The sequence below is a fragment of the Hydrotalea sp. GW822-HT8A01 genome, assembly GCF_058798575.1.
In genome coordinates this window covers 651,257-668,312 of sequence record NZ_CM179506.1, presented here as the reverse complement: position 1 = coordinate 668,312, position 17,056 = coordinate 651,257, and the positions used below count along the sequence as shown (strand labels likewise).

General features: G+C 37.0%; 18 protein-coding genes. 3 read left to right on the top strand and 15 right to left on the bottom strand.

Translation table 11 applies throughout. From position 1 onward, the window contains the following. Positions 1-8: 8 nt before the first annotated feature. Both AC3QLY_RS02970 and AC3QLY_RS02965 read left to right on the top strand, forming a co-directional pair. On the top strand, positions 9-932 hold the full coding sequence (locus tag AC3QLY_RS02970; RefSeq protein WP_074421257.1) for a sugar phosphate isomerase/epimerase family protein: 924 nt from the start codon (positions 9-11) through the stop codon (positions 930-932). A 71-nt stretch (positions 933-1,003) separates the two neighbouring features. Further along, the gene (locus AC3QLY_RS02965) at positions 1,004-1,765 is read left to right on the top strand and encodes an SDR family NAD(P)-dependent oxidoreductase (protein WP_074421258.1); all 762 of its coding nucleotides are present in this window, start codon (positions 1,004-1,006) and stop codon (positions 1,763-1,765) included. Between the two features lie 65 nt (positions 1,766-1,830). On the opposite strand, the gene AC3QLY_RS02960 is transcribed toward AC3QLY_RS02965, so the two are convergent. From AC3QLY_RS02960 to AC3QLY_RS02925, 8 genes are all read right to left on the bottom strand, one after another. Beyond that, positions 1,831-4,698, bottom strand: a complete 2,868-nt coding sequence (locus AC3QLY_RS02960) for an alpha-galactosidase (RefSeq protein ID WP_218331129.1) — start codon at positions 4,696-4,698, stop codon at positions 1,831-1,833. A 157-nt stretch (positions 4,699-4,855) separates the two neighbouring features. Then, positions 4,856-5,245, bottom strand: a complete 390-nt coding sequence (locus tag AC3QLY_RS02955; RefSeq protein ID WP_218331128.1) for a DUF302 domain-containing protein — start codon at positions 5,243-5,245, stop codon at positions 4,856-4,858. A gap of 78 nt (positions 5,246-5,323) precedes the next feature. Next, on the bottom strand, positions 5,324-5,833 hold the full coding sequence (locus tag AC3QLY_RS02950) for a peroxiredoxin family protein (protein WP_074421121.1): 510 nt from the start codon (positions 5,831-5,833) through the stop codon (positions 5,324-5,326). Between the two features lie 217 nt (positions 5,834-6,050). Then, positions 6,051-6,158: a Pr6Pr family membrane protein gene (locus AC3QLY_RS02945; protein WP_218331127.1), complete on the bottom strand. Its 108-nt coding sequence runs from the start codon at positions 6,156-6,158 to the stop codon at positions 6,051-6,053. Between the two features lie 38 nt (positions 6,159-6,196). Beyond that, on the bottom strand, positions 6,197-6,556 hold the full coding sequence (locus tag AC3QLY_RS02940) for a cupin domain-containing protein (protein WP_074419632.1): 360 nt from the start codon (positions 6,554-6,556) through the stop codon (positions 6,197-6,199). A 114-nt stretch (positions 6,557-6,670) separates the two neighbouring features. Then, positions 6,671-6,943 carry a DUF4242 domain-containing protein gene (locus AC3QLY_RS02935; protein WP_074419631.1) on the bottom strand — a complete coding sequence of 91 codons (273 nt, stop codon included), beginning with the start codon at positions 6,941-6,943 and terminating at the stop codon, positions 6,671-6,673. Positions 6,944-7,195: 252 nt separating this feature from the next. After that, a complete protein-coding gene (locus AC3QLY_RS02930) occupies positions 7,196-7,885 on the bottom strand; it encodes a hypothetical protein (protein WP_074419630.1) in 690 nt (229 codons plus the stop codon). A gap of 190 nt (positions 7,886-8,075) precedes the next feature. Next, the gene (locus AC3QLY_RS02925) at positions 8,076-9,005 is read right to left on the bottom strand and encodes a helix-turn-helix domain-containing protein (RefSeq protein WP_074419629.1); all 930 of its coding nucleotides are present in this window, start codon (positions 9,003-9,005) and stop codon (positions 8,076-8,078) included. Positions 9,006-9,070: 65 nt separating this feature from the next. Between AC3QLY_RS02925 and AC3QLY_RS02920 the strand changes: the two genes are divergently transcribed. Beyond that, on the top strand, positions 9,071-9,706 hold the full coding sequence (locus AC3QLY_RS02920; RefSeq protein ID WP_074419628.1) for a thiamine phosphate synthase: 636 nt from the start codon (positions 9,071-9,073) through the stop codon (positions 9,704-9,706). 10 nt (positions 9,707-9,716) lie between these two features. Here AC3QLY_RS02920 and AC3QLY_RS02915 read toward each other — a convergent pair whose 3' ends face one another. The 7 genes from AC3QLY_RS02915 to thiC all read right to left on the bottom strand — a co-directional run bounded on the left by AC3QLY_RS02915 (position 9,717) and on the right by thiC (position 17,025). Then, a complete protein-coding gene (locus AC3QLY_RS02915; protein WP_074418212.1) occupies positions 9,717-10,676 on the bottom strand; it encodes a hypothetical protein in 960 nt (319 codons plus the stop codon). 98 nt (positions 10,677-10,774) lie between these two features. Next, positions 10,775-11,836, bottom strand: a complete 1,062-nt coding sequence (moeB, locus tag AC3QLY_RS02910; RefSeq protein ID WP_288072632.1) for a HesA/MoeB/ThiF family protein — start codon at positions 11,834-11,836, stop codon at positions 10,775-10,777. 12 nt (positions 11,837-11,848) lie between these two features. Next, on the bottom strand, positions 11,849-12,952 hold the full coding sequence (gene thiH, locus AC3QLY_RS02905; protein ID WP_074418214.1) for a 2-iminoacetate synthase ThiH: 1,104 nt from the start codon (positions 12,950-12,952) through the stop codon (positions 11,849-11,851). 11 nt (positions 12,953-12,963) lie between these two features. Continuing rightward, positions 12,964-13,740 (bottom strand): thiazole synthase, encoded by a 777-nt coding sequence (locus tag AC3QLY_RS02900; RefSeq protein ID WP_068243963.1) that lies wholly within the window; start codon positions 13,738-13,740, stop codon positions 12,964-12,966. 20 nt (positions 13,741-13,760) lie between these two features. Then, positions 13,761-14,393 carry a thiamine phosphate synthase gene (locus AC3QLY_RS02895; RefSeq protein ID WP_141676780.1) on the bottom strand — a complete coding sequence of 211 codons (633 nt, stop codon included), beginning with the start codon at positions 14,391-14,393 and terminating at the stop codon, positions 13,761-13,763. Continuing rightward, positions 14,390-15,157, bottom strand: a complete 768-nt coding sequence (locus AC3QLY_RS02890) for a hydroxymethylpyrimidine/phosphomethylpyrimidine kinase (RefSeq protein WP_074418215.1) — start codon at positions 15,155-15,157, stop codon at positions 14,390-14,392. Before AC3QLY_RS02890 ends, AC3QLY_RS02895 begins: the two co-directional genes overlap by 4 nt. A 2-nt stretch (positions 15,158-15,159) precedes the next feature. After that, the gene (gene thiC / locus AC3QLY_RS02885; RefSeq protein WP_074419447.1) at positions 15,160-17,025 is read right to left on the bottom strand and encodes a phosphomethylpyrimidine synthase ThiC; all 1,866 of its coding nucleotides are present in this window, start codon (positions 17,023-17,025) and stop codon (positions 15,160-15,162) included. Positions 17,026-17,056 lie beyond the last annotated feature (31 nt).

The window sequence follows — 17,056 nt, the reverse complement described above, 5'->3', positions numbered from 1 at the left end:
CAAACGATATGCTAAAACGTAGAGATTTTTTAAAAACAACAGGCATTGCTGCATTAAGCGGCTTAGCCATTTCTAAAACACTGGGCGCCGGTTTAAATTGGGAGGCAATGCCGCCTGCCGGCGTTCAATTATACACTTTTTTTAATGTAATTGATGCAGATGTACCGGGCACTTTACAAAAAATTGCAGCCATTGGCTATCAAAATATTGAATCTGCTTTCAGTAAAAAAGGTGGCTATTATGGTATGAAGCCACGGGAATTTGCCGCCTTGGTAAAAGACAAAGGTTTATCCTGGAAGTCGCACCATGTATTGGGCGCACCATTTCAACTACCGCCCGGCAGAAAGATGCCTACCGGCCCAGATGGCAAACCCATTACCATTCCACCCATGAAAAATTTACGCGACAATATGCAGGAACTGGTTGATGATGCCGCAGCAGGTGGTATACCTTATTTGGTATGTGCCAGCATTCCACTCAATACTACAGAGCAAATAAAATCGTCGATTGATGTTTTGAACAAAACAGATGAGGCCTGCAAAAAAGCTGGAATCCATTTTGCTTACCACAATCATTACACTGAATTTAAAGCAGTGGATGGTGTATTGCCCTATGATGTAATTTTAAAAGAAACACCGGTACAATTAGAACTTGATTTGGCATGGGCTACCAAAGCCGGCGTACATCCGGTTACACTTTTTAAACAACATCCGGGTCGTTTTCCGCTTTGGCATGTAAAAGATATTGACAAAGCATTAGAAAAACCACAACCCGTTGGCACCGGTGTTGTTGATTTTAAGAATATTTTTGAACATGCCAAAACTTCAGGAATGCAATATTATTTTGTGGAGCATGATAATCCCGCCGATCCTTTTGCAAGCATTACTACCAGCATGCAAAACCTGAAAAAAATCTGGAATAGTATTGCATAAATGTCTGGTAAAATGTTATTTAAGGCAAACCATACAATAATTGTACTGTTATATGCATCAAAAATCATTTTATGAATCATTCTTCAATAGCATTGGTTACAGGCGGCAGCCGAGGATTAGGAAAAGATATGGCTTTAAGTTTAGCACGTAAAGGCAACCACGTTATTATTACCTATCAGCAAAACAAAGAGCAGGCGTTACAAACAGTGCAGGCACTGGAAGAATTAAATGTGAAAGCATTGGCACTACAACTCAATCTTTCAGATACAAAATTTATTCCTGCTTTTGTAGCAACATTTAAAACTTCGCTGCAAACACATTTTCAAACTACACATTTTGATATTTTAATTAACAATGCCGGCATGGGCGCTACTGTTCCATTTGAGCAGGTTACAGAAGCATTGTTTGATGAGTTTCTAAATGTTCATTTTAAATCGGTTTATTTTTTAACGCAATACTGTGTTCCTTTCATGAACAATGGAGGTTGCATTATCAATATTTCAAGCGGTACCACCCGTTATTGCAATCCAGGTTATTCTGTTTACTCCTCGATGAAAGGCGCCTTAGAAGTATTTACACGTTATTTGGCCAAAGAGCTGGGCCATAAAGGTATTAGGGCCAATGTTGTTGCTCCCGGACCTGTTGAAACAGATTTTAACCATGCTGCCATTCGCAACAATCCGCTTATGAAAGAAAGACTGGCATCGCTTTCACCATTAGGACGGGTAGGCATTGCTGAAGACATAGGTGGTGTTGTAGCTTTTCTTTGTAGTGAAGATGCACGCTGGGTAAATGGCCAGCGAATTGAAGTAAGTGGCGGTATTAATATTTAAGCGTCAACAACAAAAATCACCATCGTTTCCCTGCAACAATGGTGATTTTCATCAGCACCAATCATTTATAATTTCACTGGGCCGCTTGCCAACAATTGGGTTTGCGGCAAAGCGCCGCCTTTTGCATAAGGATCCGGCAACAGCAATTCTTTATCTATGGCTTGCCAGGTTGATAATGTTACTTTTATGATGGGCTGCACCTGCTGAGTAATGGCCCATAAAAAGGCTGTTCCATTCCATTGCTGTACTTTTTCGGTAGAACCTATTTCAAACCGAATATCATGTTTGCCTGTATTTTCAAGTACAATTGAATAACTACCCCAATGACCATCTTGTAGTTGTTTGGTTGCATTCAATTTTTGGCCGTTTACCATGAATTGTATGTCAGGAAATGGTTTGCCCATATTGCTGCTGTCCGGTTGCAGCATCACCACCAATCGTGTGGTGGTAGTATGTGCATCTATTGTAACAGTGCCGCTTACTGTATTTTCCGAAAACTGTATGCCTGCTGCAATGGGTGCAGGAAAAGATTGTTGTGTAATTTGAATGTCATTGATATTTTGTTCTTTTTCTGAAACCTTAACAGCCTTCACCATCCATGGATTTAATAGTTGTACCTTGCCGGTTGTAGCCATTACCCGAAGTTGTTGCGAAGGGCCATTCTGCTCAGCAATATTCATTACTGCATTTGCCAATAATGGCTTTTTTGCATTTTGTACAGGATAAACCTGATACACCGCTACTTCAAATCCTTGTAAAGCCGGTAAGGTGATGGTAGCATCAGCTGCATATAAATCAGGCGCAATCCAATGCGTAGGATATACTCTTTCCAATACCAACGAAGCAGCAGTATCCACCAATCCCTGTTGCGAAGATAACTGAACGGTAAGCTGCTGTGTTTGTATTTTCGGATTGCGAACTGCAATAATACCGCTATCATTTTTAAAATGCACAAAGCCATAAGCGTTACCTACTGCAGGATTACCTCCAATCATGTAAGTTTTATCCAGCACACTAAAATTTTGCTTCGCCCAGTTCAAAGAGCGGCTCAACACTTCCCATTCGTCAGCATGCAGCAAGTCGGGAGAAAGATATAATTCATACATAGTAACACCACGGCCAAAATAAAACACCACATCATCAGCAAACTTATGTAACGGATCATCATTGCCGCCAATAGAGGCCAAATTTCCTTTAATAATTCCATGTGTCATCATATTATTCAACGGAAACCAAACATTCTGCCGATTAAAATCATCATACAATACAATATCTTTATAAGTCATGGCAGCATCCCGATCGTTAATAACGGGTGTATTGGCATAACCATAATCAGCGCCTTGCATCCAGATTTGGTTGGCATATTGCAGCCACCACGGGCTCAACCAGGTACCTGAAGTAATGTTTAAATATTCATTCGGATTAATGGCGCGTACAGCCTTACACTTTTCAATAATACTTTCTACAGCAGCTCTTCTGGAATGATACCCAACGGGATGACCATTTGTCGCTTCACTGGATGAGAACTGAATACCATCCCACTTAAAATAGCCCACCCCTTGCCTTGTAAAATCAGTAACACGTTGTTCAAACAAACGGCTGTAATCAGGCCCTGCAATATCTAACATGGCATCATTGGACGTTGTACCCACTGTTTCATATCCGTGTGCTTTCATCCAGTTAATACGTTTCATTCTAAATGAATAACCACCTGTAGGGCCCAGCCAAATTCCTAACGTAGTACCCATTGGCTTTAAGGCATTTACAATAGGTTGAATACCATTTGGAAATGCTGTTTTATTTAGCATCCAATTGCTTTCATATACATCCCAACCATCATCTAATACAAAAGCATCCAGATGTATGCCATATTTATCAGTCATGTTCTTTTTAAACAAATCAATGATATGCAGAATATTTTTTTCATTCATTACATGATTGGGTTCCACATGCGGATAGGATGGTGAACGCAAGTCGTACCAACTGTTGTATAACGCATAAGGCTTGTCAGGTGCTGCTTTTATATCATTTATATAATCATAAAACCAATCCTGAATGGCATGATTCGGTGCAAGACCTTCTACTACCCAACTACTTTCAATCCATTCTTGTTTCACTACTTTACCCATTAATTCTTTACAGTTTAATTGCAAACTCATATCACTGTTGCGCACTACCGATGAATTGGCGGCCGGATATTCAATACCGAAAAATACACCACCGCCAGAAAAATTTATGGCACAAGGCTGACCAAAATCGCCCTGTTTTACAATTCTGTCTGTTTCTGCCTGCGGATGTAGTTGTAACGAAATATACTGAGCGGATGCACTGTTTTCTTCCCGCATGCTATAGCCGGCATTGTATCCGCTTTGTGTAAATATCTTACCACTTCTGGATACAATGGCTTCAATCCAGTTTTTTTGCAGCGATGTATCTTGTATTGCAATTTTTCTTCTGGCATAAAATGCCTGATCCAATAACTGATAGGTAATCCGCAGTTGCAGGGAATTCTCTTTATTTACCGGGGTAAAATATAAATTGAGCTCCTTACCATTGTTGGGTAAAGCAATAAATTCGTATCGCTGTAATACAAAATCTCTTTTGGTAAGTGATAGTTGCAAATCGCCATTAAAGTCTTTTCCAGGCGCACTCCAGTCCGTCCACATCATTTTTAAAGCAAAATCAGCATCTGTATATACGTCATGTGTTTGCGTGTTATGGTACGCTGTTAGCCAATCCGTTTTTGCCAATAGCGCATCTTCGTGTAAAAAATGATGGTCTACTACAATTTGTTGCGTTACCTTGGTGTTACTCAAAGTAAAAATTTGTTGTTGTTCTTTTTGTTGATAATGGGTTACAACCTGCGCATGAACAAAGGAATAAAAAGAAGTAGTGAGTAATGCTAAGTATACAATTTTCTTCCGTAAATACATGTGGCAAACATTTAGAAAACAATGATTGAAATGATGTTTTCAAATATAACACTTAATCAATTGCCATACCATGCACAAACGTTTGTGTACAGATGCACAATAAGCCCTGCCCATTGTTTTGAACGAGTACTATGAAGTTAGAAAATTGCCGACACAATTATACAAGGTGCTGAATCACCTTTTGCATTTTATCGCGAACAGCACCGGCAATTTTTTCCAATTCCGCATTTTGAATGGCCTGCATAGATGCAGCAGGATCAACGGCAGCTACTTCTACTTTTCCCGATCCCTTTTCCTGTATAATTACATTACAGGGCAACATGGTGCCAATTTTATCTTCTGCCTGTAAGGCCTGATAGGCAAAAGGTGGATTACAGGCACCTAATATGGTGTAGGGTGCAATTTCAACATCCAATTTTTTCTTTAAAGTAGCTTTCATATCAATTTCCGTTAATACGCCAAAACCTTCCGCCTTTAAAGCATCGGTTACTCTTTGAATGGTATTGGAGAAACTGTCGTTCACGATTGCTGAAAAATAGTAAGACATACACCGTTATTTTAGGTAAAACAATGCTTAAAACTACAATAAAGTTTGGCCATGAACTGTGACAAAAGTCATATTCACTCATGCATGTGTATTTGAATGAATAGCCTGCAAAAATTGCTGAAAATGTTCCGGTTCGTCATCATACAATAACAACTGCCTTTTTGCATTGTACAGGAACATAGAAGGATATTTTCGGGGTGCAAAGTGTTGTATAAACTGATTTTGCACATCACGCAACAATGTAATATTGGGTTTGCCCACCAAATTAGGTGCAAACCTGGTTATAAAATTGGCCATGCCGGCTTCAGAATCTAAAGAAATCAAATACATCGCAACACCTTTCATGGCATTATAATGCGCATTTATTTCACGGAAAGCATGCTGACAGTGATCGCAGGTTACATCAAAAAATATAAAAAACAGCAGTTTATTCTTTGGAAGGTTATTACGCACAAATGGCTGTCCGTTAAATTGATACAATTGAAAATCAGGAATCGATTTTGCCGGGGCGGGCAATTGCGCATCGGCCATAGCAGCCATCATTAATAAACTCAGTATTAAAAATATATTTCTTTGGAAGCGCAGCATACTATGGTATTGATTTGTTCATCATCACTAGCAATTTAACATTAATTCTTCATTTCATCCAAAATATATTCCCGCAGATGTATAAAATAATCTGTTTTTAAAATATTGTTGTTTTGGAACTTTTTCTTTTAGGAAACATTTTTCCTAAAAATATAAAAAGCGCTCCCGGACCTGCAAATACAAAAAATAAAATCAAGGCATTCAAAAGGGTTTGTTGCTATCCAATTTGTAAAACATTCACAAATGGATAAGGATAAAAACCTGAAAACGATCCTCTGATTAAAATGTATACCAAATACAACAATGGATAAATAAGCCAGCCCAAAATTTGTTAACACAAATAAGATGTTACACACGATTTTGTCACTTCTGTTTTTCGATTAGTATGAACTGCAATACCGACTTGCCGGCATTCCACGAATGATGAGGCGTTTCAGGCCCGCCATAAAACGAATCGCCAGGTTTCATATTTGCACTTTCCATCTTACCAGTTGTATATTCCCACTTGTAGAGGCTTCCTTTTATAACATATCCCATATTTATTGGATGAGTATGCTCAGACAATTTAGCACCCGGAGGAAGTGTAATTAACATCATTTTGATTCCTGCCGTATCACTTAATAATTTACAATATTTTGGATTGTAGGAACACAGGTCTTGTGCTTTAACAGTATGACGGGTTGAGAAAATAATAATGAATAGAATAAGTGTGAATTTTTTCATTTGAAAGTATTTTAAGTTTAAGCGGATAGTACAATAAAAGCATGCAATGGTATGCTTTTAGTATACCACTTCAATCGATTATTGGAATTATTAATCACGGGGTTTCCTCTTATATTATTCCGCTGTAGTTGGGTCAATGATTGTCACTACTTCATTTACGGAGTTAGCTGGGAATCCTCCTTGTTTTGCATGTTCACGAACCATTTGCTCATTTGGCGCAATATATACACAATAAATTTTGTTTCCAGTTACATAACTTTGCAGCCATTGAATTTTAGGCCCCATATTGCTGAGCACGCCACAAGATGCTTGTGAAATAATTTTTAATTGTTCTGTAGTCATTTTACCTGCATTGGAAATTTCCCGTTCAATAACATACTTAGGCATAAAATATAATTTTAGTTTAGTTGCTTATATGGTTTAGTGTTTCATTTCTTGTTTTTTAGGTGATGCCACCCTTTCTCTACTTTTGTAATTATTTGATTGAAAAAGAAAAACAGAACCTGTATAACCCTCAATGAAACTTGAATGGCTTAACAAGCTATTTGGTGTCAATAACCTCCACCACTTCATTTCTGAATTTTATTAAAAACAAGCGGCTGCTATAAAAATTGCGTTATGAATCCCTTACACGTTTTATCATCCTGCAAAACAGTAAGAGCACCCATGCTCCTGTGCCCGATTGGTTGCCCAAACACCAGAGGGAACTACCTGAATGCCTGGTAAAATTCCCGCCAATATCTCTTTTTTCACTACATCAGCATCGAGGTTCATCTTTTTGGCAAACATGCCACTGTAAACAGTGATAGCCATGTTGCAGACACAAAACAGAGCACCTCTTTTTTGTAGTTGATCGACAGACATATCCGGCAGTGGTAAGTCGCCTGGTTGAGAATTCCAATAAATGTTGCGCACTGCAGGAGCTTTGGTTATGGGGTCATTGACATTGACCATTTCTCCCAGTTTGTATCTGGCCCACAGCCGGTCTTCCATGGCAATGGGAATGGCACTGTGACGCAAGATAACCACTGCACACAACTCGTTATCGGGAGTTCCGGTTTCATTATTAGTGGTTAGAAATACTCTGGCCCAAGCCAGTGGAAATCCCTCATGAGGAGAGGTGGCATCAAATACCTGGCGGTGCTTCCCCTTAATTTTTTTAAACCAGTCATCGGCGGCAGTTACAGTTTCTGCAGCTCCTGAAGTGGCTGCCGCAAGCCGAATGGATGGCGACATGCTAGCAATTCCAATGCTGGCTGCACCTGCCGCGAGCCTACCTAAAAATTTGCGACGGGGTGTTGTTGCTTCGTTAATAGATTTTGATTTCATATTCATTCAGATTAGGTGAAAAATACAAGAGTATTATAATTATACTATTGAAACTGCTTTTAATAATAATATACAAAAAAATTATCTTACCGTTACACAATAGTAACTCAGATGGCTATTGAATTAACAGTATAAAATTGCTAATAGTGTTGATAATGACTTAGTATAAACCCGACTTTGAATAGTACAGTTACGACTTCTTACGAAATTCAACTGGTGTTATGTTGCAATTTTTTTTAATGAACCTAATGAAGTGAGAAGGGTCGGCAAACTCAAGTTTATAAGCAATTTCAGAAACTGTCATGTTAGAATAAAGGAGATACGATTTTGCTTCCATCAAAATCATTTCATCAATAAGTTCATGTGCTGTTTTGTTGGAACTGCATTTTACTGCCCTGTTCAGGTGATCGGGCGAAACATGAAGCTTCTTGGCATAATCCGCTACTTTCCTAACTGTAAGAAAGTGCTGACTTACTAATTTTGAATAAGAGTAGAACAAGTTTTGCAGGGTATTAGATGTATTGAGTTGAGTGAGCAACAATGCTCTATAATTTCTGTTTGCATGAATAAGAATGAGTTGAATGTATAAGCAAATAACCTCAATGCATTCCGTTTTATTTCTTTTAATTTCATCGTTCATCTTGAAAATAAGGGCCTCAATTTCGTTAGCCGAATCATTACTTACTTTAAAACATTGAAAACCTGAATACGTGAGAAAAGGGAAGTGCTGATTCTTATTTAATTTAAAAAGTGCATCGGCAATAAATAGTTCACTAAAAAGCAAATAGTAGGCAAAAAAGTCCTTACTAATATTGTTAAGTGAAAAAATTTGTTCAGGAATACCAAACACTATACAATTCCTGTTAGCCAAATATTTTTCAAATCCAATTTCAAAAGTGGCATTACCTTTCCTGACTAATCCAATTCTGAAATAATCTGTCTTAATGGGTCCGATATTTTTCTTTAAATTTATTGTTGAATAAAGGCCGAAGCCGCCATTAAGTAATTCGGAAGAATTGTCCATTCCGAAGGCATTTTTTCCTGTTCCGTTCTTATGTAGTTGGTATAAGCCGGAGTTGAGTTGTATTTTTTTAATGTTACCAATAACAGGTTTATACATATTCAAATTTAGTCATTCTGTTTGATCATTGTACATTTATCCTTTAAATAGATGAATCGAATAAAATGGACTTAATTGTTATTACTCCTCCTGAAAATACATCCAATGAAACAGAAATGATTCATCAGATGTTTCAATTAGACTTACAGAGGCTTCATATTAGAAAACCGAATGCAAGTATAGAAGATTACCATAAATTTATTGAAAAGATAGACCCCTCTTTTTACCCCCGCATTTCTATTCATGCACATCCGGAGCTAATAAAAAGTTTTACATCAATCGGATATCATTGCACAGGAACCACATTGCAAAACCCTGCAAAAATGGCTTCTGTTTTTTCAAATGCCCCAAGAATAATCTCAGCTTCATTTCATTCATGGAAGGAATTAGAAAACAACAATCATCCATTTGAATATATTTTTATCAGCCCCGTTTTTAACAGTATTTCTAAATCTGGATATACAGGAAATATTAATATTTCGGACATACAGGCTACCCGTTTAAAAATAACTACGCAAAAAAAGGTTTGTCCAAAAATTATTGGTTTGGGAGGAATTTCAGAAACGAATCTTCATTTGTTATTCAATGCCGGTTTTGATGGTGTTGCTGCAATAGGAAGTATTTGGCTTATGCCAAACCCCGTAAAACAATTTATTTTATTAAAAAATTGTTTATCAATATTAAAAGAAAAGAAACCATAAAATATATTCATTAAAAATTATACTCAAATGACAACTGCCAATAGCTAATTGCGCCAATACCGACAAAAGAACTAACCGGAAGATAAACATTAGCAGTAGGACGAATACCAAATGAGCCAAGATCAATTTCAGATTCAATACCTAGGCCAATATTATTAAGGTTAAAAGATTCAGCAGGTATAAAAGAGGATGTTGTTGTGGTGGTAGTGGTTCCACCGCCAGTGGGAGAACTTCCGCCGGTATTTCTACCCCTTCTGTTAGCAGTGGCAGAGCGTGTGGCTGCTGCGGCTGCTACACTGTTTTTTACTATTTGCGTAAACTTTGTACTTCTACCTATGTATTTTGTAATATTTAATAGTGAAAAATACTGATTAGTACCGGCATTTAAAGTAACTGAAGGGCTAATTAAATAGCTGGCATTATTTTTATCCCAACTGAATGCATGACTTATACCAATTGTGGCGCCAACATCATAAGCTGAGGTTGACGATACATTCTCTGTATCTTTTCCAAATCCTACACCAGCCTGAATGAATGGACGGATCCAGCTTTTCTTATAAGTTAATGAGGAATATATCTCATTATTTAATGGCGTATAAGGAATACTTGTATTGCCAGTAAAAAAATAGTGGCTATAATCTAAAACATAATCCCATACTTTTTTACCATATTGTTCAATTCCTGCAGTTATTACATGCACATAAATGCCTGGAGTTGCCCCTCCCATTACAAATTTTGGCGAATACATAATACCAATACCATTATCATTTCTATAAGAAAAATAAGGAGCTATAGAAAAGCTATTTACAAAACTTGTGTCTGCTCCTGATATATCATAAACAGGTACTGGCTCTAAATTAATTCCTACCGAAGGATGCCACTTACTGCCGCTGCTATCACTAGCATTGCTTTGTGAATAGCCTATAGAGAAAAAATTAACAAAAGAAAATAACAACAATAGCTTTTTCATTTTTTTAATTAACAGTTGATAGGATTAGCAAAAATATTTGATAAAAAAAAGATTATTTCCGTTGCTTTATAATTTTTTGTAAAGGATAGATATATGTTTTATTTTTTATATCCTCTAATACCTTTTTCTAAGCTGTATACCTCTTTAAAACCCTTTTCCAGCAAGAATTCCATTGCTATTTTACTTCTGTTGCCTACTGCACAATACAGTACTGTTATTACTTCCGGGTTTAATTCTCTATAATGATCTTTTAATTTTTTTATAGGAATATTTAATCCTCCTAAGTTTTCTTTATTGTGTTCATCGGTATCACGAACATCGATCAGTTGCAATTCTTTATGCCCTAATAATTCCAGCAATGTATTTAAATCAATAAAATAATTCTTTTTAATACAGTGCTTCAGTTCAGAATGCAATGCAGTAATGGTTTTATTAAGGGGATTAGCTTTAAAGTGATATAGTTGAAATTGCATGGAAGTTATATCTATTACCAGTAACTTACCGGAAAGTATTTCTTTTTGCCCAGTGATCATTTTTATTACTTCATTTGCCTGGATAGTTCCGATAATTCCAGGCAAGGTTGCAACCACGCCAATTTCTGCACAGTTTGGCATATCATCATCCTCCAGGGGTTCCGGAAATATACATCGGTAGGTAGGACCATCGTGAAAATTAAATACCGATACCTGGCCTTCAAATTTATAAATAGAACCAAAAACAAGTGGTTTATTTTTTATGACACAAGCATCATTCACTAAATATCGGGTAGTAAAATTATCTGAACCATCCACCACAATGTCATATTCTTCAATAATAGAAAGCGCATTCTCTGGGGTAATAAATTCATTGATGGGAGTTACATTCACAAATGGGTTAATTGCTTTTACTTTTTGAGATGCAACTGTTGCTTTAAATAATCCAACATCTGATGATGTGTATAAAATTTGCCTTTGCAAATTACTTTCTTCTACTTTATCGCCATCCATTATTGTAATGTATCCAATACCTGCAGCAGCAAGATATTGAACCAAGGGGCACCCCAATCCTCCGGCACCAATAATCAGCACTTTAGCTGCCTTCAGTTTTAATTGCCCATCCACACCAATTTCGGGTAAAATTAATTGACGTTGATAACGTATTTGCTCTTGCGTAGTTAGCATACAAATTATTTTCTACACAAAGGACTCCCAGTCTTTCCATACCGGTTGATACCCTTTTCTTTTTATCATTGCTACAATTTCTGCCGGTGTGCGGCTGTCATCTATTTCAAATTGCTCTAAAGATTCTATTGAAGTAACATACCCACCTGGATTTGTTTTAGAACCTGCACTAATACTGGTAATACCAAGCTGAATGATATTATCTCTAAAATATTCATTTTCACGGGTTGATATAGACAACTCTACCTCTTCATTAAAAATACGCCAGGCACAAATTAGCTGTACCAATTCTTTATCACTCATTACAACTTTCGGTTCTATTAAACCTTCTGCTGGCCTTAATCGGGGAAAAGAAATACTATATTTCGTTTTCCAGTAAGTTTTTTCGAGATAGCTTAAATGTATAGCAGTAAACAAATTATCTGTTCGCCAGTCTTCCAATCCAATTAATACGCCTAAACCAATTTTATGAATACCGGCCTTACCCAGTCTATCGGGTGTTCCCAGCCTGTAATCGAAATTTGACTTTTTCCCTTTTGTATGATGTAGGTGATAATCTGCTTTATGATAGGTTTCCTGATAAACAAGTACTGTATGAAGGCCTGCTGCAATTAAAGTGGCATAGTCATTTTCATCCATAGGTTGCACTTCAATAGAAATATTGGCAAAATGCGGTTTTAGTAAAGTAATTGCTTGTTGAATATAAGGAACTCCCACTGTTTTATTGGCTTCGCCGGTAACCAACAAGATATGCTCAAAACCCTGTTCTTTTAAATACATTGCTTCCTGCATCAACTCATTTGGGGTTAACGTTTTTCTTGCCAGCTTATTATTATAACTAAACCCACAATAGGTGCAAATATTTTGGCATTCATTTGATAAATACAATGGTATATATAACTGTAGTGTTTTACCAAAACGTTTTTGCGTTAATTTGTGGCTTAGTACTGCCATCTGTTGAAGATATGGGAGTGCCGCGGGAGAAATCAATGCTTTAAAATCTTCTAAATTGCGTTTAGATTTATGTAAAGCAACTTCAACATCAACAGCTGTTTTACTATAAATGCTTTCTTTTAATGCATCCCAGTTTAGTAAATTATATTGTTCCTGAAACATGATTTTATTTTTTATAAAGCAGCTAAAAATTGTGTAAACGGACTACTTGCTTCTGCTATACTGCTTTCTGCTGCCAGTCCGGCCAAATAAGCCATTCTGCCAGCCTCTACAGCTTTTTTAAATGCAGCGCCCATTGCTACCGGATTTTCTGCTACTGCAATTGCAGTGTTCACTAGTACAGCTGCGGCCCCCATTTCCATGGCTGCTGCAGCATGACTGGGCGAACCAATTCCGGCATCAACAATAACAGGCACTTTGCTTTGTTCAATGATAATTGATAAAAAATCTTTGGTTAAAAGTCCTTTATTACTGCCAATAGGTGCACCTAATGGCATTACCGCAGCAACGCCCACGTCTTCCAATCGCTTACACAATACCGGATCGGCATGTATATAAGGCAAAACAATAAATCCCAACTTCACCAGTTCTTCTGCTGCTAATAATGTTTCTATGGGATCGGGTAATAAATATTTTGGATCAGGATGAATTTCTAATTTAAGCCAGTTTGTTCCCAGCGCTTCACGTGCCAACTGAGCAGCAAATACAGCCTCTTTTGCATTTCGAACACCGGATGTGTTGGGAATTAAATGAAACTGATTGTTTTGTAAATAGGGTATAATTGCTTCGTCGGCAGATAAAATTTCAATTCTTTTCAGCGCTACCGTTACCAATTCGGAGCCCGAGGCCAATAAAGCCTCCTGCATGAGCAAATGATTTCCAAATTTTCCGGTACCCGTTAAAAGCCTGCTATTAAAAGGCATTCCTGCTATTATTAATGAATCATTCATTTTAATTATATATTAATAGTTCAAAATGTATTTACAGATATTATTTTCTGACATTCCTGCATGATTCTTTGCGCTGCATTTAACATATTCTTTTCTTTAGCAATAGCGCCTGCAACCGCAATACCATACAATCCGGTTTGTAATAGTGGAACTATATCCTCAACCTGTATACCTCCTATACCAATTACTGGTGGCGCATTAATGCCCTTTGCTTTTAATTCTTTGAAAATAGTTCTATAGCCTTCTATACCAAGTATTGGGCTGAGTTTTTGTTTTGTAGTGGTAAATCGAAAAGGGCCTAATCCAATATAATTAGCAGTACTACCAGCTAAATTAATGATATCGCCCAGTGTGTTTGCTGTACAACCAATAATGTAATCATTTCCTAATAATTTTCGAGCATCTGTTATTGGCATATCTTCTTTGCCTATATGAACACCGTCGGCTTTAATATCAAATGCCAGCTCCACATTATCATCTATAATAAATACAGCCTCATATTGTTTACATACCTTTTGAACAGCTAAGGCAATTGTTTTGTAATGAGCATAATCTACCTGCTTTAAACGAAGTTGTATCCATTTTACACCACCACTGCATGCAGCAGCAGCCTGTTCGGCAGAAGTGGCAATAAATTGTACGGGCTGAATCATATATTGATTTTGCTTAAATAGTGATATCCGATAAGTGAATTGCTACTGGAAAGGAAATGATGTGTATATTTTGCAGCTGTTTCGGCAGCTTGTTCTATTTTCAAACCATTTGCCAATGCAGTTATGAGTGCTGATGATAGAACACAACCGCTGCCGTGTTTACTTCCCTTAGGTAATCGTTCGTGTTTATAATGATAGCTGTTTTTATTGTAGTAAAGCATATCTATAACTGCTTCTTGATTGGTTGTATGACCGCCCTTTAAATAAACTGCACAAGATTTACTGATTTCATTAAACAATTGGAGATATTGAGCGCCAAATAAAATTTCTGCTTCAGGAAGATTAGGGGTTATAACATTTACTGAATTTAAAATGTTTTCTAATAATTTTTTTTCAATACAGTTATGAAATAAAAATCCTGCACTTGCTTTCATGATAGGGTCCCAAACAATAATAGCATCTGGAATTTTTTTTCTTAAAAACAGCAGAAGCTCATACAATGCAGCCAGATTTTGAACTATGCCAATTTTAATATATTTAAAATTAAACCTACTTGTTAAAATATTTATTTGTGCTTGCATGTCTTTTAAAGAAACCCATTCAACTTTTTCAAAAGCAATATCATTTTGCCAGGTATTGGCAGAAAGAACGCCCAATCCATAACCACCATTTGCTTCAATGGTTTTTATATCAGAGAGAATGCCGGCTCCGCCACTCGGATCAAATCCTGCAATTGTTAGTATATAAGGTCTTGTAGCTGTCATGCTTATCTATAAATTTCTGCTCCTGTTGCTTTAAATTCTTTTGATTTTTCTTCCATACCTTTTATTTGTAATTTTTCCTGTTCTTCGCTAAAATTTCTAATATCCTGTGTAATTTTCATGGAACAGAAATGAGGACCGCACATAGAACAGAAATGTGCAATCTTAGCTCCATCAGCAGGCAGCGTTTCATCATGAAAGGAACGGGCAGTATCGGGATCTAATGATAAATTAAATTGGTCTTCCCAGCGAAACTCAAATCTGGCTTTACTTAACGCATTGTCACGATATTGTGCACCGGGGTGCCCCTTTGCCAGGTCTGCCGCATGTGCAGCAATTTTGTATGTAATTACACCATCTTTTACATCTTTTTTGTTTGGTAAACCAAGGTGTTCTTTTGGAGTTACATAGCAAAGCATGGCCGTTCCATACCATCCAATCATTGCAGCACCAATTGCAGAAGTAATATGATCATATCCCGGCGCAATATCAGTTGTTAAAGGGCCCAATGTATAAAATGGTGCTTCATTACATTCTTTAAGTTGTTTTTCCATGTTTTCTTTAATCAGGTGCATTGGTACATGGCCGGGGCCTTCAATCATCACTTGTACATCATGTTTCCATGCAATTTTTGTTAATTCGCCAAGTGTTTCTAATTCTGCAAATTGTGCAGCATCATTTGCATCGGCAATAGAACCGGGGCGCAAACCATCTCCTAATGAAAAACTTACATCATAAGCTTTCATAATAGCACAGATTTCTTCAAAATGTGTGTAAAGAAAACTTTCTTTATGGTGTGCTAAACACCATTTTGCCATAATACTACCACCTCTTGAAACAATTCCGGTTAACCTTTTGGATGTGAGTGGAATATAACGCAGTAATACCCCGGCATGAATTGTAAAATAATCTACCCCTTGTTCTGCCTGTTCAATCAATGTATCTTTAAAAATTTCCCAGGTTAAATCTTCTGCTTTACCATTTACTTTCTCTAATGCCTGATAAATTGGTACTGTTCCTACAGGTACCGGACTGTTTCTTATGATCCATTCTCTGGTTTCATGAATATTCTTTCCGGTTGATAAATCCATTAAAGTATCGCCTCCCCAGCGGCAACTCCATACTGCTTTATCTACCTCCTCTTCAATAGAAGAAGTAACAGCAGAATTACCAATATTGGTATTTATTTTAACTAAAAAATTACGGCCTATTATCATCGGTTCACTTTCAGGATGGTTAATATTGGCAGGTATAATAGCTCTGCCAGCTGCCACCTCATCTCTAACAAATTCAGGCGTTATTTTTTTTATTGGCATTCCTGCACCAAAACTATTACCTGCATGTTGTTGATCAAGCAATGGATTATTTTGCCTTTCCTCTATTTGCTGGTTTTCACGAATTGCTATGTATTCCATTTCTGGAGTAATAATACCTTTTCGTGCATAATGTAATTGGGTTACATTCCTGCATGCCTTTGCTTTATATGGTTTTCGAATATGTTGAAATTGCAGACTTTTCAGATCCGGATTATTTAATCGCTGTCTACTATATTCCGATGAGAAATCGTTTAATAACTCTACATCACCGCGTTCAGTGATCCATGATTCTCTTATACGGGGTAATCCCTTTCTTATATCAATTTCTATTGCAGAATCGGTATAAGGGCCGCTGGTATCATAAACTGTTACAGGTGCATTAGACAATACTTCTTCCTTTCCCAATGAGGAATGAATTGTATCGCCCAATTGAATTTCCCGCATAGCTACTTGAATATTAAACAACTTACCCGGTACATAAATTTTTTTTGAACCACTTATTGGAGTTGTTATAATCAGATCGCTTTCAGCTTTCGTTTCTTTATCCTTATTCATATTTATAATTGTGTTGAATAAAAGTATTAAA